16 protein-coding genes are annotated in these 24,164 nt (G+C 62.0%); 4 read left to right on the plus strand and 12 right to left on the minus strand.

The features are described 5' to 3' along the window. Positions 1-9 precede the first annotated feature (9 nt). From H351_RS08215 to H351_RS08230, 4 genes are read left to right on the plus strand one after another with little or no spacing between them, the layout of a single operon-like run. Entirely contained in the window at positions 10-1,206 is a 1,197-nt protein-coding gene (locus H351_RS08215) for an NAD-dependent epimerase/dehydratase family protein (protein WP_029256208.1), read from the plus strand. Continuing rightward, positions 1,203-3,119: a hypothetical protein gene (locus H351_RS08220; protein ID WP_051636503.1), complete on the plus strand. Its 1,917-nt coding sequence runs from the start codon at positions 1,203-1,205 to the stop codon at positions 3,117-3,119. The genes H351_RS08215 and H351_RS08220 overlap by 4 nt, the downstream gene beginning before the upstream one ends. Before the next feature lie 13 nt (positions 3,120-3,132). Next, on the plus strand, positions 3,133-5,037 hold the full coding sequence (locus tag H351_RS08225) for a glycosyltransferase family 2 protein (protein WP_051636605.1): 1,905 nt from the start codon (positions 3,133-3,135) through the stop codon (positions 5,035-5,037). 41 nt (positions 5,038-5,078) lie between these two features. Then, positions 5,079-6,974, plus strand: a complete 1,896-nt coding sequence (locus H351_RS08230; protein WP_029256205.1) for an alkyl/aryl-sulfatase — start codon at positions 5,079-5,081, stop codon at positions 6,972-6,974. A 21-nt stretch (positions 6,975-6,995) separates the two neighbouring features. Here H351_RS08230 and H351_RS08235 read toward each other — a convergent pair whose 3' ends face one another. From H351_RS08235 to H351_RS08290, 12 genes are all read right to left on the minus strand, one after another. Beyond that, positions 6,996-7,676 (minus strand): 3'-5' exonuclease, encoded by a 681-nt coding sequence (locus H351_RS08235; protein ID WP_029256204.1) that lies wholly within the window; start codon positions 7,674-7,676, stop codon positions 6,996-6,998. A 122-nt stretch (positions 7,677-7,798) separates the two neighbouring features. After that, positions 7,799-8,932, minus strand: a complete 1,134-nt coding sequence (menC, locus tag H351_RS08240; RefSeq protein ID WP_019745236.1) for an o-succinylbenzoate synthase — start codon at positions 8,930-8,932, stop codon at positions 7,799-7,801. Continuing rightward, a complete protein-coding gene (locus H351_RS08245; RefSeq protein ID WP_029256203.1) occupies positions 8,922-9,743 on the minus strand; it encodes a GNAT family N-acetyltransferase in 822 nt (273 codons plus the stop codon). Before H351_RS08245 ends, menC begins: the two co-directional genes overlap by 11 nt. Next, positions 9,721-10,884 carry a M20/M25/M40 family metallo-hydrolase gene (locus H351_RS08250; RefSeq protein ID WP_021345495.1) on the minus strand — a complete coding sequence of 388 codons (1,164 nt, stop codon included), beginning with the start codon at positions 10,882-10,884 and terminating at the stop codon, positions 9,721-9,723. The genes H351_RS08245 and H351_RS08250 overlap by 23 nt, the downstream gene beginning before the upstream one ends. Next, positions 10,881-14,240 carry a serine hydrolase gene (locus H351_RS08255; RefSeq protein WP_029256202.1) on the minus strand — a complete coding sequence of 1,120 codons (3,360 nt, stop codon included), beginning with the start codon at positions 14,238-14,240 and terminating at the stop codon, positions 10,881-10,883. The genes H351_RS08250 and H351_RS08255 overlap by 4 nt, the downstream gene beginning before the upstream one ends. Further along, complete coding sequence (locus H351_RS08260; protein ID WP_003940215.1) at positions 14,237-15,028, minus strand: ABC transporter ATP-binding protein; 792 nt, start codon at positions 15,026-15,028, stop codon at positions 14,237-14,239. Before H351_RS08260 ends, H351_RS08255 begins: the two co-directional genes overlap by 4 nt. Continuing rightward, on the minus strand, positions 15,025-16,905 hold the full coding sequence (locus H351_RS08265; protein WP_244891460.1) for a dipeptide/oligopeptide/nickel ABC transporter permease/ATP-binding protein: 1,881 nt from the start codon (positions 16,903-16,905) through the stop codon (positions 15,025-15,027). Before H351_RS08265 ends, H351_RS08260 begins: the two co-directional genes overlap by 4 nt. 1 nt (position 16,906) lies before the next feature. Next, complete coding sequence (locus H351_RS08270) at positions 16,907-17,920, minus strand: ABC transporter permease (protein ID WP_019745232.1); 1,014 nt, start codon at positions 17,918-17,920, stop codon at positions 16,907-16,909. Between the two features lie 65 nt (positions 17,921-17,985). After that, positions 17,986-19,587: an ABC transporter substrate-binding protein gene (locus H351_RS08275; RefSeq protein ID WP_029256200.1), complete on the minus strand. Its 1,602-nt coding sequence runs from the start codon at positions 19,585-19,587 to the stop codon at positions 17,986-17,988. Positions 19,588-19,814: 227 nt separating this feature from the next. After that, positions 19,815-21,419, minus strand: coding sequence for an ABC transporter substrate-binding protein (locus H351_RS08280; protein ID WP_020970729.1), 1,605 nt, complete (start codon positions 21,417-21,419; stop codon positions 19,815-19,817). Between the two features lie 144 nt (positions 21,420-21,563). Beyond that, a complete protein-coding gene (locus tag H351_RS08285; RefSeq protein WP_037120543.1) occupies positions 21,564-23,165 on the minus strand; it encodes a PucR family transcriptional regulator in 1,602 nt (533 codons plus the stop codon). A gap of 49 nt (positions 23,166-23,214) precedes the next feature. After that, positions 23,215-24,129, minus strand: coding sequence for an SDR family NAD(P)-dependent oxidoreductase (locus tag H351_RS08290; RefSeq protein WP_019745228.1), 915 nt, complete (start codon positions 24,127-24,129; stop codon positions 23,215-23,217). Positions 24,130-24,164 lie beyond the last annotated feature (35 nt).

Here is a 24,164-nt window from a genome sequence, read left to right on the forward strand (position 1 = left end):
AGGGAGATCATGCGCATACTGATACTCGGTGGTGACGGATTCTGCGGTTGGCCGAGCGCACTGCATCTTTCGGCGCACGAGCATCAGGTGACCATCGTCGACAGTTTTGTTCGTCGTCGAATCGACGACGAACTGCGGGTGCAGTCGCTGACCCCGATTTCGACTCTCTCCGAGCGTGTGCGGGCCTGGTCGGAAGTGACCGGCCGAAGAATCGACGTTGTCGAATTCGATCTGGCCCACGAGTACGACGTTTTACTCGATGTCCTCAGCAAGGTTCGTCCGGAGGTGATCGTGCACTTCGCGGAACAGCGTGCTGCTCCGTACTCGATGAAATCGCCGGAACTCAAGCGCTACACCGTCGACAACAATCTCAACGCAACTCACAACCTGCTTGCCGCGGTGGTTCAGACCGGCCTCGACGCCCATGTAGTTCATCTCGGGACGATGGGCGTCTACGGATACGAGTCGGTGCCGGTAGATCTGCCTGAAGGCTATCTGACCGTGAGTTACCCGGACCGAGACGGACATCTTCATTCACGCGAAATTCTGTACCCGACGGCGCCCGGTAGCGTTTACCACCTCACCAAGTCCTTGGACCAGTTGCTGTTCCAGTTCTACGCGCGCAACGACGGCGTGCGGATCACCGACCTCCACCAGGGCATCGTCTGGGGCACGCAGACGGACGAGACAGCGCTCGATTCCCGTTTGATCAACCGCTTCGACTACGACGGTGATTTCGGAACGGTGCTGAACCGCTTTCTGGTTCAAGCGGCGCTCGGTCATCCCTTGACCGTGCACGGGACCGGAGGGCAGACTCGGGCCTTCATCAACATTCGTGACACAGTGCGGTGCATACGATTAGCCGCAGAATCCGGGGACGCCGTCGACGGCCGGGTACGCGTGATGAACCAGGTGACCGAAACTCACCGCGTCTCCGATCTGGCACGCCTGGTCGCCGAGACGATCGGCGCGCGCATCAGTGAGGTCCCGAACCCCCGCGCCGAGGCTGATGAAAACCTGCTCAGTGCACGCAACGATCACTTGCTCGGCCTCGGTCTGGAGCCGACTCGGCTGGACGCCGGACTGCTGCAGGAGTCGGTGGAAATCGCACAGAAGTATGCAGATCGGGTCGATGTGAGCCGAATACCGTCCACCTCGTACTGGAACAGCGCAAGGAGATCATCTGCCGCAGGAGGCGACGCATGAAAGACGACACAGATGGCCCGGGCGCAGATCCATCTGATGGCAAGCCGGGCTCGGGAGCGAAAGATGCCGAACCCGAGTACTTTCCGGGTGAACGTGGGCGTTCGGTTCCACGATCGGCATGGTGGGTACTTGCGGCCGCCGTCGTACTCTTGCTGGTGTTCGTGTTCGTGCGGCCGTTGTGGTTCACGCGCGACGTCGACGACAACAGCCTCGATGTTCCGGCGGATCGTCACTACACCAAGTCGCTGTCGGGAGCGGGATTCGACGACGGCGTCTGGCTCACCGACGATTCGCCGTCGACGAGTTTCGACGTCACCTTCCCGGTCGATTCGGCGCGGGAACAGACCCGACTGCGATTGACCGGGACGTCGCAGGTGGCCCGGGACAGTGTCGTATTCCTGATCGTGAGGATGGACGGTCAGCAGGTCTACAAGAGTGAGTTGGACACGGGGGAAACCGGATTGGACGTCATGGTCGACGTTCCGGAGCAGTTGTCGAGCGACGGACAGGTGCGCGTACAGGTGCAGGTGCAAGGGACCCTCGACAACCGGACCTGCACACCCGACCACGCGGCCGGAATGCAGGTGCACCTGGACCCCACCAGCGTCGTAGAAGCGGCCTTGTCGGAACCTGTACACACAGTTCGCGACGCCGTCGTCTCCTGGGATCGTCGACTCACCGTGGTCCTGGTCGATCAGAGTGACCAGTGGCGAACCGCCGCAGCACAAATGGGAATCGCGTTGACCCGAGCAGGGTACGAGGTGACGTACTCGGACCGGTTGCCAGGCGACGGCGATGAAAACGTAGTGATGGTGGGCCCGACGGACGCACTCGTCGATCAGGGCTGGTCTGCCCCGGAAGGACAAGCTGAGTCCATCACGCTCGGAAAGGCCGAGGGCACAGCGGTGGTGGCGATGACCCAACCGAACGGTGACTTGATTTCGAGATTCCTCACGACTCCGATTGTGTCCACGGCCGATTCAGAAGGGAGCGATCCGCAAGCGCTCGTGACAAAACCGTTGAGCGGCAACGACGTGGCTCTCGATGCACTCAGCGGTGACACGTCCGTCGTGCAGGTCACCGAAAACCATCGGTGGCGCATCGGGTACTCGCTCGCCGATCTACCCGGCGGGCGTCTACCGCAATCAGTTCGGGTCGGGATGCAACTCCCGGCGTCTCCCGACGACCTCACCTGGATTCTCAACGTTCAACTCAACGATCGGTTGGTCGACAGTCGCCGCCTCGATCGCGCGACCTCGGTGGAGACTGTGATCCCTTTGCCGACGTCGCAGCTACTGGAAAACACCCTGACCCTCAGCATCCAGCGTGACCGTGATCTGGGTGGCTGCGATGTGCGAGTGACCACGTACCCGATGCAACTCGAAACAACTTCTGCTCTTGTGCTCGGTGATGACCCGGGGATCGGATTCACGGCCGTACCGCGAACGCTTGCGCCAGGATTCGCCGTTTATCGACCCGATGCTTCGAGCGTGAGCGCAGTGGACGAACTCAACGCAGTCGTCCCGGTGCTGACGAAGTTCATTCCGAATGGGTACGACCCGGAGTTTCTCTGGAATTCCCAACCGGCATCGGGTCAGCCATTCGTGCTGATCGGGCAAAGCCCGGAAGTGAATCCACCGGTGCGCATCGACAATGGACGAATTCTGGCCGGCCCTGAGCAATCCGCCCTCGACATTTCCTCGTTCGACAACGGCATGGTGGTCGAAACTGCCACCAGTACAACAGGTGCCGGGGGACTCGCCATTCAGTTTGTCGGGGAACCCGGTAAGATTCCGGTACCGCCGTTCGGGACGGAATCCGCTCGACTGATGACGGCTCAGGGCAGCGTCATCGTGAACGCCGACGGCACAACGGGTCCCGGTGCTCCGGCACGTGCGAACGGACCCCGGTGAGTGGGGGAGTGCGATGACTGACGCTTTGCGTGCTCCTGACGAGGACCGTGCGCTGGTCGATCATTTCCGGTCTGTCGACAGCGCGCCGGCCGACTACGCCGTCGATCGGCCGTCGAGCGGGACCAACGGATTTCTGATCACCTTTGCCGGGTTGTCGATCATCGTCATGTGCATCCGAACATTCCTCGTACATTCAGGTTTGACCGACATGCCGCGAGACCTGGTCATCTTTTCAGAGGGACGAGGGAAGGTCGTCTTCCCTCTGCGGCTGTTTCTGATCATGTTCTTCTTCACCTACGCACTCTGCGCCTACTCGAACATCTGGCGCAGAGTATTCCTCGCCTTCTCCCTGCTGGGTAAGTACGCGTTGTTCTGCGTCGCGGTCGACACTGTGGCGTGGTTGCTCCACAACGCCGGGATCATCTCCATCTCCGTCTTCGGAGCTCAGATGATCTCCGGGCTGATCGCCCTCGCGATCTTCCCGCACACCATCCTCCGTCAGGCACAACTTCCCCCGCAGGGGCCGCTGCCACTCGACCCGCGAATACCGCTGAGCGCGTTCCTGAAACTGTCAGGATGCCTGGTACTGGCGATCGCTGGAGCCGCGATCGCATTGCACGTTCTGTACGACCTCGTCGACCTCCTCAAGAGTTGGGCAATTCTCGGAGGTATCGGTGCCGGAGTTTTCCTCATGCAGCAACTCCTGGCGATCTCGACGGCACTGCTCGGAGTACGTGCGCTGAAGAAGTCGCGCGGTCACGAGTTCTCGCCGCCTACGGCAATTCTTGTTCCGGCTCACAACGAGGCGCACGATATCGCCGCTACCATCGCTGCCGTCGACACCGCAGCGCGAACATACCCGGGACGAATCCACCTCTACGTCGTAGACAATGCCTCCACCGACAACACACACGAAGTCGCAGAACAGATCATTGCTGAATGCAGCTTCATCACCGGTACCGTCCTCGACTGCCCGACACCGGGCAAGGCAATCGCACTCAATATGGGAATCGACCACATCACCGAAGAGTTCGTAGCCAGGATCGACGCTGACACTGTCATCGGCCCGGGTTGCCTCGAGACAGCGATGCGACATTTCGCGAACCCGCGCGTCGGCTGCGTCGGTGGGATCCCCATGCCGCGCGAGGAAAAGACCTGGATCGACAAGTGTCGCCTGATCGAGGTGTACATGCGCCACGGCTTCTTCCAGGTCTCACTCGACGGGTATCAGGGCGTCATGGGCATTCCCGGGATGTTCGCGGTCTATCGGCGGAGCCAGTTGATCAAGGTAGGCGGCATGGTGCAGGGGATGAACGGCGAAGACACCGATATTTGCATGCGACTGACAGCTGCCGGTTACCACAGTGTGGCGGATCCGAAAGCTGTGTACTACAGCGAGACTCCGGCGTCCTACGCGCACCTACTCGAGCAGCGAACCCGGTGGTTTCGCAGTATCTACCACCTCGCGGCGCGCAACCGGGCGCTGCTCCTGGATCGGCAGACGATGATCGGAACGTTCGTGTTGCCGTTCAACCTGGTCAACGCCGCACGCCGAGCGATGCTGGCGCCACTGCTCATTTTCGCCTGTATCGCCGGAATCGCATTCCAATCGACATTCACGACTCTGCAATGGCAACCTATCGTCGCGACATTGTTGGGTATGTCGATGATCATGACGGTCGTCGTGTGCCTGGTCTGGCGGCCGAGTTCGGTCAAGTACGTTCCCGCCTACCTCGTCTTCCGTCTGCTTCGCAGCTACTTCACACTCGGATCGACACTGAGCCTGATCTATCCGCCGATACATCCGCGACTGCAACACCCCCGCCTGCGTCGATCACGAGGCCGTCGCAGATCGAAGGAAGCGCGTTTCTCCGCTCGCAGGTCAGACACATTGGTCACGAACATCATTCACCCGTAGAAGGTGAGGTGAGGACGATCTCAGCACGCCAGAATGTCGGTATGGCTACGACATCGAACGCGGCATCCGAGACCATCATTCGTCAGCAGAAGGCGCTTCTCGAAAGTCTGCCTTTTGCCGACACCCAGGATTTTGACGACGCCACTCGCGGGCTTGTTGCTCGCCGTCAACCGAACGCGGTGGCCGCCGAAGACGGAACAGTTCTCTGGGACAACGACACCTACTCGTTCCTGGAAGGAGATGCACCTGAGACTGTGAATCCCAGTCTGTGGCGGCAGTCGAAACTCGCCGCGATCGACGGATTGTTCGAAGTAGTCCCGGGCATCTATCAGGTCCGCGGAATGGACTTGTCGAACACGTCTTTCATCGAAGGCGACGAGGGGGTAGTTGTCATCGACACCCTCCTGTCTGCCGAAACGGGTAAGGCGGCGCTCGAACTCTATCGACAACATCGGGGAGATCGGCCGATCAAGGCGATCGTCTACACCCACTCACACGTCGATCACTTCGGTGGTGTGAAGGGATTCGTCACGCAGGAGGAAGTCGACGGCGGGAGCGTGAAAATCTTTGCACCGGAGGGGTTCGTCGAGCACGCGGTCTCCGAAAACGTGTATGCGGGTACCGCGATGGGACGACGTGCGGGTTACATGTACGGTGCCGCGCTGGCCAGGGGTCCGCAGGGACAAGTCGGTGGAGGTCTGGGACAGACGGTGTCGGTCGGAACCGTCACTCTCATCGCGCCGACCGATACCGTCACCACCACCGGACACGAAGAGACCGTCGACGGTGTCCGCATGATCTTCCAGATGGCACCCGATACCGAAGCGCCGTCGGAAATGTTGATTTACCTCCCCGGCTTCAAAGCTCTGTGTGCCGCCGAAGACGCCACCCACAACTTCCACAATCTCTTGACCTTACGCGGCGCTGTTGTGCGTGATCCTCACGGTTGGGCGCAGTACCTCACCGAAACCATCGACATGTTCGGTGACGACGTCGAAGTTGTCTTCGCCTCGCACCACTGGCCGACTTGGGACAACGACCGCGTCGTCGAATTCCTTGCCACGCAGCGTGATCTGTACGCCTACGTCCACGATCAGACTCTGCGCATGATCAACAAAGGTCTCACCGGACCTGAAATCGCCGAAGAGATCCAGTTGCCACCGTCGCTCGAGAATGCCTGGAGCGCAAAAGGTTACTACGGTTCGATCAGCCACAATGTGAAGGCGATCTATCAACGCTATCTCGGTTGGTTCGACGGCAACCCGGCCAGTCTGTGGGAACACACTCCGGTTGAGCAATCCATTAGGTACGTCGAATTCATGGGTGGCGCCGACGCAGTGGTCACCAAAGCGCGTGATTCGTTCGACGCCGGCGACTACCGTTGGGTCGCACAGGTACTCAATCACGTCGTGTTCTCGGAGCCTGGTCACGCAGGAGCCAAAGCGCTGTTGGCCGACACCTACGAACAGCTCGGTTACGGTGCGGAGAACGGCACCTGGCGCAACTGGTATCTCTCCGGTACCACAGAACTGCGTGATGGCCAGTTCGGCACCCCCACCGAAACCACCGCCCCGGATGTCATCGCGCAGCTGACTCCTGCAATGTTGTTCGACGCCATCGCGATTCAAGTTGACGGTCCGAGTGCCTGGAATGAACGACTGTCCATCGACGTCGTGCTGACCGATGTCGACGAACGCTACCGATTGCGGCTCGCCAACGGAGTCCTGACCTACAGTGCGCACAGTCAAAAGGATCCTGCGGACGCGATCCTGTCCACGACCAAACGATCGCTGCCTGCCTTGGCTCTCGGCGGATTGTCCGCCGAAGGGCTTGCCGATGCCGGCATCGCGCTCACCGGGGACGAGTCGGTTCTGGCGCGACTTGCCGCGGTGTTGGATCCCGGCGACAAGAACTTCGCGATCGTGACTCCCGACTGACGGCGTACTCGATTGCCCGGATCAGGCGATAACGCGAATCGGCCACTGACCGTTGACGTCTCCCACATCCCGGCCCTGGCTGAGTAGGTACTCGGCGAAATCACGCTGGCGCTCGGCGTGCCAATCGGCTTGATCGACCATGAGGTCGAGCCCCAGGAGGTCGGGGAACCGCACGGCCAACTCGCGGGCCAACGCCGCCGCCGCTTTGGCATCGGCCTCGGCTTCGTGCGCCGACTCCAATGAAATTCCGTAGTGCTCGCACACGGCCGCAAGCGTTCGCTTGCCCTTGCGGAACGTATCCATCGCCCGATCGATCACGTACGGATCAATCACCAACCCGGGAACGAATGCGGGCTTGCCGATGCGCAGACCCTCGGCATGAATGACCGTCAGATCATAGGAAGCATTGAACGCCACGACGGCGTGATCGCGCGCCCAGGAATTGTGCAGAGCATCGCGAATCTCTTCGTAGCCCTCGGCGTAGTTCTGGCCGTGCCGCGCCGCGTACTCGGTGCTGATTCCGTGAATAGCCGAAGCGTCGGCGGGGATATCGACGCCGGGATCGAGTAACCACGTGCGTGTTTCGACATTCGAACCGTCGATGACCGCGACGCAGGCACTGACGATGCGAGCATTCGACGGATCCCGCCCCGTGGTTTCGAGGTCGAACGCGCAGATCGGGCGATCGGACCAGCTACTCATCGGGGGCCTTTCGGTGCAGAACGTCATGTCCGAATCACTATGCACCTCCCTACCGACAGAAACGACGAACAGCCACCTCCGCCGGGTGAAGGTGGAGGTGGCTGCTGCGTGACTGTGTGGACCTACAGAGTCTCGGTTCCGACCGTGAAGCGATCCATGACGTCTTCACGTGGAGTCACACCGAAGCCCGGTCCCTGCGGCACGGCGATGTGGCCGTCCTCGATGACAAACGGTTCGGTGATGTCTTCCTTGTAGAAGCGATCGGACGCCGAGATGTCGCCGGGCAGCGTGAACCCGTCCAGCGCCGCGAGGGCCGCGTTGGCGGCGCGGCCGATTCCGGTCTCGAGCATTCCGCCGCACCACACCGCAATACCGTGTGCCGAGGCGAGATCGTGGATGCGCTTGGCTTCCAGATATCCACCGACACGGCTCGGCTTGATGTTGATGACCGAAGCGGCACCGAGCGTGATGGCATCCGCCGCATCCTTGGCCGACTCGACCGACTCGTCGAGGCAGATCGGAGTCGAGAGGGACTGGGCGAGCTTGGCGTGCTGCACCAAATCATCCTCGGCCAGCGGCTGTTCGATGAGGAGCAATGCGAATTCGTCCAGGCGACGGAGCAACTGCGCGTCGACGAGGGTGTACGCGGCATTCGCGTCGACCTGTAGAGGAACGTCGTAGCCGAACTCCTTGCGCACCGCAGCCACGGGAGCGATGTCCCAGCCCGGCTTGATCTTCAGCTTGATTCGCACGTACCCCTGCGACAGATAGTTGCCGACGGTCTCGAGCAGCTGAGGGATGCTGTCCTGGATGCCGACGGACACTCCCGAGGGAACTCGCGTGCGAGTGGCACCGAGGTACCGAGCGAAAGACTGTCCGCGAGCGCGCAATTCAGCATCGAGAATTGCCATTTCGATAGCCGACTTGGACATCTGGTGACCCACGATGTGGTGAAGTACGCTGCCGACAGTCTCGGCGGTGAGCGGTTGATCCGACTGCGACTTACGTAGCGTCGGAACGAGATACTCGCGAAGCATCGCCCGCGCACCAGCTGTGTATTCGGAGTTGTAGTACGGATCGCTGAGCGAGCCGCACTCGCCCCAGCCGACAGTCTCCACCGGACCGTTGGGGCCGTCGGTGGTACCGCTCACCTTCAGGACGAGGGTGTTGCGCTCGAGCTGGGTGCTGAATGACGTGGTGAAGGGGGAGACGAGAGGGATGCGCAGTTCGCGCAATTCGACGGACTCAATGTGCATGGACTTGCTCTTCTCCGGTTGTCTCGCAGATTTTCGTGAACGTGTAATAGCCGCTGGGGTCGAAGCCGGTCGATTGCCATTCCTTCGAGGCGATCAGTGGTTCGAGGTACTCGCGAAGCGCGTGTCGCCAGGCAAAGGCAGAGGCGCGGTCGACTGTTCTCAGATGCTCGATGTCTCGGGGTATTCCGACTGCGATATCGATGCAGTCGGGTGGGATCGGGAGCATTCGAGGCGTACCGTCCTCGGTGGGTTGAAGCACCTTGAATGTATCATTCACGGCCACAGCAGAACTCGGAGATCCGTCGACGTCGAGATCCCAACTGACGAGCATACGATCGCTGGCGTCGCCTGCGTTGATGCCGTCTGCCATTGAACCGTAGAAATCCGGGTTGTATTCGGTCGGTGCGGCACCGAGACGCTGAATGTTGAAATAAGCATTTCGTGCGACCAGTGGATCGAAGGTCCACCGGATCGTCCTGACACCGCGCTCGATGCACCAGTCTCGCTGATGATGCTTGAGGGCGCGGCCGATTCCCTTGCCTGCGTGTCCCGGTAGTACTCCGGCGATGTGTGAGTGCAGAACCTCGCCGAGAGGCTCGACGAAGAATCCGACACAACCACCGATCATTTCGCCTTCGGAAAAGGCTCCCACCACGTAGTGACCACCGTGATGAAGCGCAACCAACATCGCCGTGCCGAAATGAGCCGGTCCGGGACTGGTAGCCCAGATCTCATCGAAAACGGCGGAAAGATCGGCTATTTCGCGATTGTCGACCAGTTCTCGAAACTCAACCGCTTTGCTTTTCGACACGAGGGCCCCCTTCAGACGTGATCGAACGAATAAGGCCCGCAACCAACGCCGTCCTCGGAGCGATTGCGGACACGAGCGCATGCTCGGTCTCGGCGTGTGCACCGCCGCCGACTCCACCGAGGCCGTCGAGGGTGGGGATACCGATACCGGCAGTGAAGTTTCCGTCCGAGGCTCCGCCTACGGCGAGCCCGACGGGAGGAGTCAGATCATGCTCGAGCGCAACACGTTCCGCCAACGCCAGCAACGGTGCGGACATCGTCGCTTCGAGAGGTGGACGGTTGACGCCACCCGAGACCGTGACTACGGCTTCGGGGTGGATTGCCTGCAGGGCTCGGATATTCGCATCGACCCGTTCCTGCTCGGCAGCGCTGGTTGCGCGCACGTCCACATCGACAAAGGCTTCTGCCGGAACGGTGTTGGTGGTGGTTCCGGCCGAAATGACGGTCGGGGTGACGGTGGTTGCCTGCGCAGGCGACGACAAGTCGTTGATCGCGATCACGAGACGAGCCAGTTCTACTGCAGCGTTGATGCCCTTTTCCGGCTCCAGCCCGGCGTGCGCGGCGCGACCGGCAACATGGATCCGATACAGCGACACTCCCTTGCGGACAGTCTTCAGTTCGCCGCCGTCACCGCCGGCCTCGAGAACCAGTACCGCGCCCGCCGCGAGTTTCTCGATCAGTGACCGCGACGTGGGCGAACCGATTTCTTCGTCACCGGTGACCAGGAGTGTGATTCCGTCGAGTGCATCGTCGCCGTGCAACTCTCGGACGATGGCGAGGGCGTGGATTGCCTGAACGACACCAAGTTTCATGTCGAGGCCACCCGGACCTCGAAGTGCGCCGTCGGTGACCGCTGCGGGTAGGCGCGTCAGGGTTCCGATCGGCCACACGGTGTCGTGGTGACCGAGCAGCATCAGCCGCGTCGGTGAGCTGCCGAAACGGGTCACCAGATGGGTTCGGCCTTCCGTCACTATCGACTCCGGTGTCACTCCGAGTCGTTCGTGGACAAGGTCTGACGTCCACTTCGCGCTTCGGGCAACAGCTTCGAGATCGTGCGACGGCGATTCGACTTCGATGAGCGCGATGGCGTCCTCGAGGATCTGAGGAAGTTGGCGCGCGGCCAGATCGCGGAGAATGGTCATCGGTTGTTCACTCGCGGATATGCGCGGCTTCCGACGTGTAGCAATTGTGTACTCCCGTTGTCGGAGAAAGTGATCCGGATCCAACCCGCTGATTGAGGTAGTTGGGTCGCGAATGCTCCAGGCTGAACTTCGATCAGGCTGAGAGAGACGGACTCTGCGCTTTCGGCGTTGACCGAAGGGTCGATGTGGTCAGTGCGGCGGGCGGTCAAGGAACTCCCGGTTCTTTCCAGGACGAAATCGGCAGCAGCATCGCGGTACAGACCGCACAGCGCATCGAGTTTCTCAGGTGAGGACGTGGTGCGGGTGGCGGGGTCTCCAGGCGAAAATGCCGGTGTGACGGCGACGCCGCCGATGGAACCGATCACCTCGGCGAGAAGGTCGCCCGAGAGAGCGTCCATTGCTCCACCGTTGGCCATCAGGACCACGGCTAGACCGCACGACGGCACCACTCGCAAGAACGACTGCTGGCCGAGAGTTCCGCCATTGTGGCCATGAGCCAGTACACCGCCCCAATTGTGCAGCAGCCACGTGGTTCCCATGATGTCTGCAGACGACACGTCACCGATCTGGCGGCGCTCCTCGAGCATCGCCAGATGAGTGGAACGCCGAAGGAGAACCGGGTCCTCGCGCATCGAATCCTGCGCGAACAGAAGAAGGTCCTCGGCGGTGCTGTTGATGAGACCGGCGGGGCCCATCGAGCGAGGGATGAGGAATTGTGGTGTCTGCGCGAGATTGTCGGCACCGCCGACGTGCCCGACCGCAGCGCGGTGCAGTGCCGTCTCCTCGGGCAAGGTCGTGGTCTTGGTCAGGCCGAGAGGCTCGATGATCCGCTCACGCAGAACCGAGTCCCAACTCTTGCCTCGGAGAACCTCGATGATTCGTCCGGCGATGACGAAGCCGGTGTTGCAGTACGACCAATCGGTACCGGGTGCGAAGAGCTGCACCGTCGATGTCAGGGCTGCGACGTATCGCTCGACGCAGTCGTCGCCGCGTCCGCCGTCGATGAAGACGTCACCGTCGATGCCGCTGGTGTGAGTCAACAGGTGGCGAGTGGTGACCGTTTCAGTGGCGACCGCGTCTGCAACTGCGAAGTCCGGCAGAATGTTCCGGACAGGCGAGTCGAGGTCCAGTAATCCTTCTTCGACGAGTTGCATGATCAGGGTGGCCGTCCAGACCTTGCTGATCGAACCCATCTGGAACAACGTGTCGGGAGTGGCCGCGACACCGGTGCGGGTACTGACGACGCCGGACGTCACCACGGTGCGGTCGAAACCGCTGCGGGTAGTGGTCAGAATTCCGAGCGAGGCACCGGGTACCCCGTACTTCGCGCTCAGGGTGTCGAGTCGGTACTGCCAGTAGTCGGGATCGACCGTGGTCAGTGCCGGCGTAGGCGAGAGATGACGTTCGATCCAGTCGACGAGACGGGTGCTGTAATCCAGACGGTGGGAGGGCTGACCCGTCAACACAAAGGCATGCGACGCGTCCGGGAAGACCACCAGTTCGGTCGGGGTGCCGGCCAAACGCAGTCCACCGAACCACTGTTCTGCCTGGTTGACCGGGCAGCGGACGTCACTACCGCCGTGAAGGATCAGGGTCGGTGTCGTCACCTGGGAGACTCGCCCCAGCGGCGAAAGTTCCTGTACCCGAGATGACTGCGGGTCGAATTCGACCGTCTGCAGCAAGATGCCTTCGTCCGAGGGGCCCGCCGTGTTCGCGATGTCGCAGACAAGGCCGCCAGCGACTGCGACGGCAAACCGATCGGTGACGGACGTCAGGGCGCACGTCATGAATCCGCCGTAGCTGTAGCCCGTGAGCACCAGTTGCTTCGGATCGGCCATCCCTTCGGCGACAAGGGTTTCGACCGGCTCGAGCAGGTCTGCGCGATCCGCCTCACCCCAACCGTCACGCACACCGTCGAGGAACTTGTTGCCGTAGCCGTCGCTTCCCCGCGGATTGATCATCAAGACCGTGTATCCGAGCGCGACCAGTTCCGCGTGGTACGCGTGCATCGGGGTGGGTGTACCGGTCCAGGCATTGTGTGGTCCGCCGTGGACGTCCAGAACCAGCGGACCGGCGCCCGTGACGTTCGGGTCGCGCAAGATCCAACCCTGAACACGGGTGCCGTCGCTGATGTCGAACCAACGCTCGGAGGCGACTGGAAACGCGACGGAAGTTGTCAGTTCCGTGTTCAATTCGGTGACGGTTTCGACTGCACGAGTCTCGAGGTCGATGACGGCGACCTCACCGAAGGACGTCGCCGTTGCAAGCGCGACGACGGCCTTCTCGGACGTCAGGGCAAGACCGAAGACCACTGTCTGTTCTCCGGTGAGAAGTGGTGAGACGGAGCCTGATCCGAAATCGACCTTGTGCAGTTCGGCGGAGCCGTGGTTGCGGATGCAGAAGACGATGTCGCCGTCGGCGGTGAAACACGGTGCGCCACCGGGATAACCGGTCCCGCCAGGCATGACGTTTCGGTCGAGTTCGGATGTCAGACTGCGGTCTTCCACTCGCTGGTCGCGGTGCAGGACAAGAAGTTCGTTGTTGTGAATGATCGGCGTGTGCCAACCGACTGCTACGACGGCGTCGCCGACAGGTGTCCACGTAAGTGGTCCGGCGATGCCGCGTGCGTGCCCCAGCATCCGCGGAGCCGAGGCGAGATCAGTCAGCGATACGGTCCACGCGGAGCTCGCCCGTGTCAGATCGGCATTGCCGTCCATCGCCGCGGTGAAAGCAAGTTCGGTGCAGTCGGGGCTGTACGCGGGATGCGAAGCGTCCCAATCGCCGTCCGTCAGTTGCCGAAGCGAGCCGGCGGCCAGATCGAACTCGAACAAGTGCGCCCGAACGCTGCCCCGGACACCGGATCCGTCGACCTTGTAGTTGAGGCGTTTCGCCACCAAGAGGTGTGACGATCCGGCGGCAGTGCGGTCGACCGGGGCACTGAAGGCGATTCGAGCACCGTCGGGAGAGAACACTGGTGCCCCAGCGCCGAGCGGGAGCTGCGCCGTGGTGGTCATCTGAACGGCGGGCCCGCCGGTGGCGTCGACCTTCCACAGTTGCGGTGTGCCCGAGGAATCCGGCCGAACGAAGACCAACAGCGTGGAAACGGGATGCCATGCCGGCGAGGTGTCGGCAGGTCCCGCGGTGAGCTGTAGTTGCGGGGAAGCCAACCAGATCGAGTGCTCGTTGGTATCCGCGGCCGGATTCGCCTCGGTACGTACGTATGCAATGCGTCCCGACGCCGAGACGGCGATGCTGGTCGGTGTAACCACGGACGCGTAATCCTGGATTCTCGCCGAACGACGTTCTTCGGCACGGGCTACGGCAGCGGGGGAGTCGAGAGTGGTCGGCGTTGTCATTGGAACATCGGCTCCCCGAAGGTCGGGATCGCGGACAACAGCTTTGCCGTGTACGGCTCCTTGGGCGAATCGATCACGTCGAGAACCGGCCCGTGTTCGACGATCTCGCCGCCGAGCATGACTGCGACGTGGTCACAGACATAGCGGATCACCGCCAGGTTGTGACTGACGAACAGAACCGTCAGACCCAGCTGCTTCTGCAGATCCACCAACAGATTCAGAACCGCGCCCTGCACGGACACGTCCAGAGCGGAGGTGATTTCGTCGGCAAGCAGAACTGCCGGTGCGGCTGCCAAAGCCCGCGCGAGGGCAACGCGTTGGCGCTGCCCGCCTGACAGCGAGGACGGGTATTCGTGCGCCTTCTCCACCGGCAGTTGGACGGTGGTGAGGAGTCGAGCCACCTCGGCAGCGCGGTCGCCGCGGCTGCGGCGAGCTTTGTCACGACGCTCGGTGGACCGCAGCGCCTCGGCGAGTGACTGGCCGATGGTCATTCGCGGGTCGAGGCACGAGTACGGATCTTGGAAGACCATCTGGATCCGGTGGCGCAGACGAGCGGTCGCGCCGCGGGCGTGAGCGACGTCCACACCGTCGAGAAGGATCTGGCCGGAACTGGGCTCGGCCAAGCCGACGGTTGCTCGCGCCAGTGTCGACTTTCCGGAACCCGATTCACCGACGAGACCGACCACCGATCCGGAGGGGATGTCGAGATTGATGTTCTTGACGGCGTGGAATTTTTTCGAACCGCTACCGAGGTGGACGTTGACGTCACGGAATTCGAGCCTGCTCATCGGATCTCCTCTGCAACAGCCAACAGTTCTTCCAACTCGATGTCGGCGGTGCTCTGCTCGGCATCGAGGCTCTCCACCTGCCAGGCTTCGTCGACGGTGGCAAGCGGCTTGTCGCGATCGGTGCTCATGGTGGGGACCGCGGCGATCAGCGCGCGGGTGTACGGATGCTTTGCACGACCGGCAATCAGATCGTCGACTGCGATGTCTTCGACGATTTCGCCGGCAAACATGACCAGGACACGGGTGCACATGCCGGTGATGACGGCCATGTCGTGCGAGATGAGAAGGATTGCGGCACCGGTTTCTTCGCGAACCTCGTGGAGCAGCCCGAGGACCTCACGCTGAACGGTCACATCGAGCGCAGTGGTGGGTTCGTCCGCGATGATCAGAGCGGGCTTGCCCATCAGACCCATGGCGATCATCGCGCGCTGACGCATACCGCCGGAGAACTCGTGGGGGTACTGCTTCGCACGCCTGGGCGCGTCGGGGATCTTGACGGCGTTCAGTCGCTCGACTGCCGCTTTCTTCGCGTCGACCTTGCTCATACCTTCGTGGAGCCAACCGATCTCGGCGACCTGGTATCCGACCTTGAGAGACGGATTCATGGACGACATCGGATCCTGGAACACCATCGCCATACGTGTGCCGAGTTGGCGGGCAACCTTGCGCGAAGCCGCGTTGTCCGGCCGCTTCCCGTCCTTCATCAGCACGGTGCCGTCGAACTCGATGAGCCCGGCGTCGACCACGGTGGGGTGGTCGGTCAGCTGCGCGATTGCCATGCAACTCAGTGACTTTCCGGAGCCGGATTCACCGACGATGCCCACGGTCTCGCCGCGATGAACTGTAAAACTGATGTTGTCGACGGGGCGACGCCAGTCGTCACCCGCGGGGACTGCGACGGACATGTTGCGGACGGTGAGAACTGCGTCCTCGTCACTGGGCGCCGAATCGGCCTGGGCAGTTTTCCGGTTGATCGGCTTCCACTTCGGCAGGCGACTGCTGATCGGGCTGCGAACTCCCGCGCCGCGAGCAATGGCCTCGCCGAGCAGCGTGAAGGTCAAGCCGGCGAGCACGACGGCGATGCCGGGGGCAAGTGCGGTGGCCGGGTTGACGAAGATCTTCGACAGACCTTCGTTGAGCATCCGGCCCCAGTCGAATGCAGGTGGCTGAATGCCCAAGCCGAGGAACGAGAGTCCGGCGAAGACCACCAGGCCGCTGCCGACAGCGATGCTGGCATTGACGATGAGTGGTTCACGGATATTGGGGAGAATGTGGCGGAACAGCAGCCCCGGCTTGGTGACCCCGAGGATGCGTGCTGCGTCGATGAAGTCGCGTCCGTTGACCGACGAAGCCAGTGCGTACGTCAACCTCGCGAACGGCGAGGCCAGGGCGAGGCCGATGGCGATCACCGCGCTGCCCGCACCCTGTCCGAGAACGACCAACAGGAAGATCGCGAGGAGCAGTCCGGGGAATGCGATGGCGAAGTTGAGGAATGCCACGACCATGCGTCCGACCCAGCGGGGAGCGAGCGTCGGGAGCGTACCGAGTATCAGGCCAATTGTGACACCGAGTGCGACGGCTCCGAGAGCCATGAGCACCGACAGTCTCGCGGCGGTCATCGTGCGCGCGAAGACATCACGCCCGCCGGCGTCGGTGCCGAAGATGTGCTCGGAACTCGGTCCCTGAGAGAGTGCCTTCGGGTTGGCTGCGACAGCGGCGTCACCCCAGATCATCGGTCCGAAGATGACGAGGGCGATCAGAGCGGTCAGGAAGGTGAGGGCCAGGATTCCCAATGGGGTGCGGAACGTTCCGACGATCCAGTGTCGTCGCGGGGGCGTCTTGGGGGCCGCAGTGGGGGCCGTAGGTGAGGTGCTCAACTCAGTTCTCCCGAATTGTGGATCGTGGGTCGATGAGAGCGAGCACCACGTCGACGATGAAATTGATGAGAAGGACGATGGCGCCGTAGATCACGACCAGTGTCTGGGCGAGCGGGTAGTCCTTCTCGGTGATGGATTTGACCAGCGCCATGCCCATACCGGGCCAGGCGAAGATGCTCTCGATGAGCACGGTGCCGGCAATCAGACCACCCAGGAGGAGTCCGGCGAGCGTCAGCGTCGACGTCATGAGGTTGGGCATTGCATGACGGAAGTAGATTCGTGCCACGGGCATTCGCTTGGCGCGCGCCGTACGGATGTAGTCCATGTCCAACACGCCGAGTGCCTCTGCACGGACGATGCGCGACATCGAGGCGATGGCACCGATCGACATGGCCGCGACCGGGAGGATGTAGCTTTCCGGTCCACCTCGGCCGGCGACGGGCAGAACAGGGAACGTGACGGCAAAGAGGTAGACCAGCGCCGTACCGAACATGAACTCGGGGATCACGGCGATGGTGCCCGACGTTGCGGTGTAACCGATCTCGACTCCGCGTCGTCGACCGTTGCGGGTCAGTGCAGCGAAGATGAGGCCGATCGGAATGCCCAGTAGCAGCACCGTGACCACTGTGAGTACAGCCAGTTCGAGTGTTGCCGGTAGGCGGGACGCGATCACCTCGAAGACCGGAGTCCTCAAGGTGATCGAGTCACCGGGATTCCCGCTCAGCAACCCGCCGACGAATCGGAAGTACTGCTGCCACAAGGGAAGGTCGTAACCGAGCTGAGACCTCGTTGTCTCGACCAGTTCGACCGGTGCGTTCATTCCCAGAGCCAACCGAACCGGGTCGCCCGGAATCAGTTGGAGCATCAGGAACGCCGCAGTCACCAGCGCCCAGAGTGAAATCACGAAGGTGCCGAAACGACGCAGAAGATATGCGGGCCAGCTGTCGGACTCGAGCCACTTTGCTCGAGCCTGAGGCGCCGCTTCTGGTTTCGCGGCTTCAATAGTTTGACTCATGGGCTGTCTTTCCGGAGGGCGGGAACAGATGCAGGGCGGGAAGAGATGCTGAGCGGGAAAACGACTTACTGGTAGAGACGCAACGCAGAACCGGTGAGCGTCTTACCGAATGAGAGTCCGGCCTTGTTGAAGTACACGTTCATGACGGAATCTGCGAAGGGCACGGCCGCGATCGTCTTGGTGAGCTCCGACTCGGCGTCGGCCCAAGCGTCACAAGCGTCGCTACCGGTCAGACCGGACGCCTTGGTGGCTGCTGCTTCGTAGGCGGGGTTGCTGACCGATCCGAAATTCTTGCCTGCTGCGGGAACCGGCCCGGCAAAGTACGCGGTGAACGTGCTGGGCAGCGAGGAGTTGATCTGGACCCAGGCGATGTCCCAGGCAGAGTTGTCCTTGCCGCTCAGAATGACGTCGATGATCTTGTTCGAGTCACCCCCGGTCACCTCGACGTTTGCGCCGAGTTCGGACCACGCCGACTGAGCAAGTTCTGCCGCCGCGTTGCGCGGATCGTCGGTGCCGTCGTACACGAGGCGGAGATTGAGCGGCTTGCCATCCTTGCTTCGCTTGCCGTCAGCGCCGGCAGTCCAACCAGCGCCGTCCAGTGTTGCCTTTGCAGCTGTGAGGTCGAAGTCCGGAATGTTGCCTGCGACAGAGTCGTAGACACAGGCGCGCGGTTCGACGGCGACGAGACTGGTTGCCCGGACCCCGTTTCCGGCGGTGATGACCTGAGTGAGGTCGTCGAGATTGACCGCTTGGATCAGCGCCTTGCGCACTGCCGGATCACTGGTGGGGTTGCTGGCGATCTGGTTGAAGTACATCTGGCCTGCGGGTACCGGCCGGCCAACCGAGTCCAGATTGGCTGCCGCGACGCGGTCCTTGTCCGGCCCGGCGATCGGAGCTGCATTGAGTTCACCCGAGAGAAGCTGATTTGCGGCGGTGCTCACGTTCGGTGCCATGGCGGCGATGACCGTCTTGGGGACGCCGGGGGTATCGGAAGCGGTGCCGTCGGGGCCCCAGTTGTAGCCATCACGTCGCTGGAACGTGTAGTGGTCGTTGGCGGCGACTTCGGTGACTTCGAACATGCCGGTGCCGAGCGACTTCTTGTTCGATGCTGTCGGATCTTTCAGCCCGGCCTCGCACAGGATCGGCAGTCGACCGACGTTGAGAAGCAGGAACGGGCTCGGCGCCGCAGTGGTCACCGTGACGGTGCGCGCTGCCGGATCGGCGGTTGCTGTGGCACCGGTCGGAACGGAGGACCCGCGCAACTGTGAACCGTTGTCCGGATTGGCCACGAAGTTGATGTTGTCCGCGACGGTCTGGGAAGTCAGCGTCGATCCGTCGGTACAGGTCACCCCGTCACGGATGGTGAAGGACACCGAGGTCGGGGTCTCTTCCCACTTCTCCGCCAACCACGGTCCGACTTCGCTGGTATCGGGATCTTGGTAGATCAGGTAGTCGTAGGCCAAACGAGACAACTCGGCGGTTGCCTGAGAGGCCGACATGATCGGGTTGAGTGCGCCCGGATCGGCCTGCAGGGCGAAACGGAAGGTCCCGTCCGTGGCCGGTTCACCGCCACTGGCGCCCGAGGACGTGCCTCCCGAGCCACAAGCAGACAACACAAGCGTGAGCCCTGCGGCTGCCGCAAGTGTTGGATAGGAGCGGTGTTTCATGGTGCCTCCGGGATGGAGCTGGGGCCCGAGCGAAAAACGTGAGGGCGCGATTGAGTGTTGACTGCTAAATCTTGGCGCATGACGTGACGCGCATCTCTGTCGATCCTCACGAAAATCGGGTCGATTTTCGTCCGCTCCCACGAAAACCGCCTGGATCGGTGAATACCTGTCCGTATACCGACAGCGACCGGCGAAACACGACGATTTCCCCGGTCGCTACCGGCGGTCTACTGGTACAGGCGCAGGGCCGAACCGATGAAATTGCGGCCGAATGCAAGACCCGCATTGTTGAAGTAGAGAGTCGTGATCTTGTCGGCAAAAGGTACCGCCGAGTTTGCTTTGATGATCTCGGACTCGGCGTCTGCCCAAGCGGCACAAGCGTCCTCGCCCGTCAGCCCGGAAGCCTTGGTGACGGCTGCGTCGTAGGCCGGGTTGGAGATCGACGCAAAATTCATTCCCGCAGCGGGCACAGGACCGGAGAGGAAGGGGACCAGCATGCTGGGCAGCGCGACGTTGATCGGCTCCCACACAACATCCCACGCCGTGTTGTCCTTGCCGCTGAGTGCTACATCGAGAATCTTGTTCGAGTCGCCGCTGGTGAGTTCAATGGTGGCGCCCAGGTCGTTCCACGCGTTGACCGCGACGTCGGCGGCAGCATCGGTCGCGTCACCGAACGTCTCGTAGACCATCCGAATTCGGAGCGGTGTGCCGTCCTTGCTGCGCTTACCGTCCGCGCCGACCTTCCAGCCCGCAGACTCGAGAGTTGCTGCGGCTGCACTGGTATCGAAGTCCGGCAGGTTTCCGGCGACAGAGTCGTAGATGCAGGCCCGCGGTTCGATGGACACCATCGTGGTCGATCTGGTTCCGCGACCGGCCGTGAAGATCTCGGCGAGGTCGTCGAGATTGAGAGCCTGGACCAGAGCCTTGCGGACGGCAGGATCGCTCGTCGGATTGCCGGGACTGTGGTTGAAGAACATCTCGCCCGCCGGAGCAGGCTGCTTGACGGTATCCAGGTTCGCGGCGTTCATGCGATCCTGGTCGGGGCCCGAAACTGCTGCGGCATTCAGATCGCCGGACAACACCTGGTTGGCCGCAGTGCTGTTGTTCGTGATGATGGACGCGACGACATTCTTGGGTACTCCGGCCGTATCCGAGGTGGTGCCGTCCGGTCCCCAGTTGTAGCCGTCGCGCCGAACGTAGGAGTAATGATCGTTCGCGACTGCCTCTGTCATCTGGAACATGCCCGACCCGAAGGTCGTCTTGTTTGCCGCCGTCGGATCCTTCAACCCGGCCTCGCACATGATCGGTATTCGCGCCAGGTTGAGAAGCAGGAACGGAGAGGGCTCCGGAGTCGTGACCGTCACTGTCCGTGTCGCCGGGTCGGCGGTGGCGCTCGCAGTTGCCGGTGCGTACACCCCGCGGAGAGCAGATTTGTTTGCTGCGTTGGTGATGAAATTGACGTTGTCGGCGACAGTCTGGGCAGTCAGAGCGGATCCGTCGGTACAGGTGACGCCGTCGCGAATGGTGAAGGACGCGGAAGTGGTTGTCTCTTCCCATTTCTCGGCGAGCCATGGCTTGGTGACACCGGTATCGGGATCCGGGTGGAGCAGATAGTCGTAGCTCAGACGCGCCAGCTGGTGCGCCGGCGATGCGGCCGTCATCAGCGGATTCAGAGCGCCGGGGTCGGCCACGAGAGCCAATTTGAAGGTGCCGTCCGTGACGGGTTCACCCCCACCCGAACCCGAACCCGACGAGCCACCCGATGAGCACGCGGTCAGGGCAAGAACGGTGCCAGTTGCCGCAGCCAGCAGTGCGTAGGACCGTTGTTTCATGGTGCCTCCGGAAGGTGTAGTCCCGCCCGAGTGACGCGAGGTCTGTCGGGTCAGGAGCAATAAACGATTGCTTGAATCCTCACCCAACAAAAGGAGGAGAACATCGTCCGGATTTACGAATGTTTCGTGAGACTTGGTAGATCGCTACAACGCTGTCGGATAGAAGAGACGAAGCTGGAGCATCAGGCTGAATCGAGTTTCCGGATCATCGAGATCGATTCCGGCAATCCCGGCAAGCTTCTTGAGGCGGTATCGAAACGTGTTGACGTGGATGTGAACCAACGACGCAGCCGCCGGAATGTCGCCGAACGTGTCGAGCCAGGCTCGAAGGGTGTCCACGAGGTTGATGTCGTGAGTGCGGTCGTACTCACGCAGTACCGCGAGCGGACCCGACGCGGTCTCGTTCTCGTCCGCCAGGGCGTCGGAGAGGCGCAGAAGTAGGGAATTGATCTGCACATCGTCGGCGCGCGCGACGGTCCGGCCCGAGGAATTCCACGTCGACCTCAGAACGCGAAGCGCTCGGTCGGCTTCGTCGCGTGACTTCTCCAGCGTCATCACGTCGGCCACTGTCGCACCGATTCCGATGACCACCGACTTTTCCGAACGGGAACGGTCTGCAAACTCCGACGCGATCCGACGCACGTAGTCGTCGTCGGTCTGGTGCCGGGTGTGTGGGATGACGGCGTAGACGGTGCCGCCGATCGCTGCCGCCACCGACAACGGAAATACTTGGTCGAGATAGGTATTGAGTGTCAGGGCCAGTTGATCGACGTCGGCTTCGGCCTCCAACGATGCGCCGGCGCCGCTACGGAAGCCGGCCGCAAGTACGTTTGCTTTCGAGCGGCCGTAGCCCAGTCGCTCGGCCGCTTCCTTGGCCGAAGTGCCGCCGCTCAGTAGCGTGATCACCTCGCCCAACCTCAGCCGTCGTGCGGAATCGGCGGCCAGCTTGGCGCGAAGCAAACTCATCGCGGCTACGCCCGCCGCCTCGACGAGCGTTTTGACCTGCAATTCGTTCGGCTCCTCGTCCAAGATCACCCAGATCGAACCGAGGATCTGGGATGCCGCATGTATTCGCATGCCGACCCGGGGCCTGATGCCCGGCCCGATACCCGGTAGAAATACCGGCAGGGTAGAGCCGTAGATCTTGTTGAAGTACCCCATTGACCTGAGCCGGTCGGAATAGTGCTGCGGCACTTGATGTCCGAGGACGCTCTGCTTACGTGCCTCGTCACCGAAGGCTTGATCCGCCGAAAACGCGAGGATCCGGCTCGACTGATTCTCGATGGTGACCGGGCCGTTCAATACCTGAGCGATCGAGTTGGCAAGATCGAACAGGTCGGCGTCGGCGGCGGACGTGCGGTCCCCGTTGTTGCCGGATTCGAGGATCTCGTTGATCAGCGACGCACTTTGCAGCCAGCTTGCATCCTTGACCATTCCCAGAAGTGCGATATCGGCTTCGGCGACCGCCCGTGCGACGCTTTCGTCGACGGCCAATGGCTCCCTGACGATCAGCGCGACGGCTCCGGCCGAACCGTATTCTTTTACTGCAGTGGCAATGTCGGCCGACTCGGCCAGTCCTGCGCCGAGCACGACGGCGCCCGCGCTGCCTTGCGTAACTCCGGACCCTTCGTGCAGGGTCACTCGGCTGACAGTGCGGGCGTCGTCGACGGTGTCGCCTCCGCTGAGGAACGTCATTCCCAGTCTGTCGACGATGTCGACGATCGAAACTCCCGTTGGTGTGGTCACCACCACACCTTAGGGGGAGCAGGATCGATCAGTCGGCTGGTTGCCCAGCTCAGTTGGCCGGCTGCTCGGCTACAGCTTTCTCGACGAACCGGCGGGTCTGATCGAACGCCGCGGGCACCTGGACGGAATTGGTCATGTCACTGATCTCGGACCACCGTTCGGCGACGACCTCAGGGGAGAGTGCGCCTTCGGGGATGTACACGCCCTGCGACTCTTCCATGCGAGCGATCGCGAAGACGCCGGCGCCAGCGCTGAGGATGGTCTTGGTCGGTGCGTCATCGGAGACCATGAACAGTGCGCCGGGTGAAATCGATTCGGGTGCAAGCAGAGCGAGAGTCTTCTCGTCGAGGAGGTCTTCGGTCATGCGGGTCGCGGCGGTCGGGGCCAGCGAGTTGACGCGGATGCCCTTGCGTTCGCCCTCGATGGCGAGAACGTTCATCAGGCCGACGACGCCGGACTTCGCGGCGCCGTAGTTTGCCTGGCCGAAGTTGCCGTAAATTCCCGACGCCGACGTGGTCATGAGGATGCGTCCGTAGTTCTGTTCGACCATGTGCGGCCAGACTGCCTTGGAACAGATGACGGAACCCATCAGATGCACGTCGATGACTTTGCGGAAGTCGTCGAGCTCGGCCTTGATGAAGGACTTGTCGCGCAGGATTCCGGCGTTGTTGATCAGGATGTCCACGCGGCCCCACTTGTCCACGGCCGTCGCGACCATGGCGGCGACGGCGTCGACGTCGGTGATGTCGCAGTGGTCCGCGATGGCCTCGCCACCCAGCTCGACGATTTCCGCCACTACTTTGGCTGCTGCGGTATCAGCGCCGCCACTGCCGTTGACCGAGCCACCCATGTCGTTGACGACGACGCGTGCGCCGCGTGCGGCGAGGGCCAATGCATGCGAACGGCCGAGTCCGCCGCCTGCGCCTGTGATGATCGCTACCTTGCCGGAAAAATCCAACGACATTGGAAAACCTCTCTGATCTGGGATACTACTCAGTA

This window comes from Rhodococcus erythropolis R138, from assembly GCF_000696675.2.
GTDB lineage: Bacteria > Actinomycetota > Actinomycetes > Mycobacteriales > Mycobacteriaceae > Rhodococcus_F > Rhodococcus_F erythropolis.

What these genes read in the sequence shown, in the direction of transcription:
- H351_RS08215 (WP_029256208.1), top strand. Translation starts at nt 10, where the DNA reads ATGCGCATACTGATACTCGGTGGTGACGGATTCTGCGGTTGGCCGAGC.
- H351_RS08220 (WP_051636503.1), top strand. Translation starts at nt 1,203, where the DNA reads ATGAAAGACGACACAGATGGCCCGGGCGCAGATCCATCTGATGGCAAG.
- H351_RS08225 (WP_051636605.1), top strand. Translation starts at nt 3,133, where the DNA reads ATGACTGACGCTTTGCGTGCTCCTGACGAGGACCGTGCGCTGGTCGAT.
- H351_RS08230 (WP_029256205.1), top strand. Translation starts at nt 5,079, where the DNA reads ATGGCTACGACATCGAACGCGGCATCCGAGACCATCATTCGTCAGCAG.
- H351_RS08235 (WP_029256204.1), bottom strand. Translation starts at nt 7,676, where the DNA reads ATGAGTAGCTGGTCCGATCGCCCGATCTGCGCGTTCGACCTCGAAACC.
- menC (WP_019745236.1), bottom strand. Translation starts at nt 8,932, where the DNA reads ATGCACATTGAGTCCGTCGAATTGCGCGAACTGCGCATCCCTCTCGTC.
- H351_RS08250 (WP_021345495.1), bottom strand. Translation starts at nt 10,884, where the DNA reads ATGACCATTCTCCGCGATCTGGCCGCGCGCCAACTTCCTCAGATCCTC.
- H351_RS08255 (WP_029256202.1), bottom strand. Translation starts at nt 14,240, where the DNA reads ATGACAACGCCGACCACTCTCGACTCCCCCGCTGCCGTAGCCCGTGCC.
- H351_RS08260 (WP_003940215.1), bottom strand. Translation starts at nt 15,028, where the DNA reads ATGAGCAGGCTCGAATTCCGTGACGTCAACGTCCACCTCGGTAGCGGT.
- H351_RS08270 (WP_019745232.1), bottom strand. Translation starts at nt 17,920, where the DNA reads ATGAGTCAAACTATTGAAGCCGCGAAACCAGAAGCGGCGCCTCAGGCT.
- H351_RS08275 (WP_029256200.1), bottom strand. Translation starts at nt 19,587, where the DNA reads ATGAAACACCGCTCCTATCCAACACTTGCGGCAGCCGCAGGGCTCACG.
- H351_RS08280 (WP_020970729.1), bottom strand. Translation starts at nt 21,419, where the DNA reads ATGAAACAACGGTCCTACGCACTGCTGGCTGCGGCAACTGGCACCGTT.
- H351_RS08290 (WP_019745228.1), bottom strand. Translation starts at nt 24,129, where the DNA reads ATGTCGTTGGATTTTTCCGGCAAGGTAGCGATCATCACAGGCGCAGGC.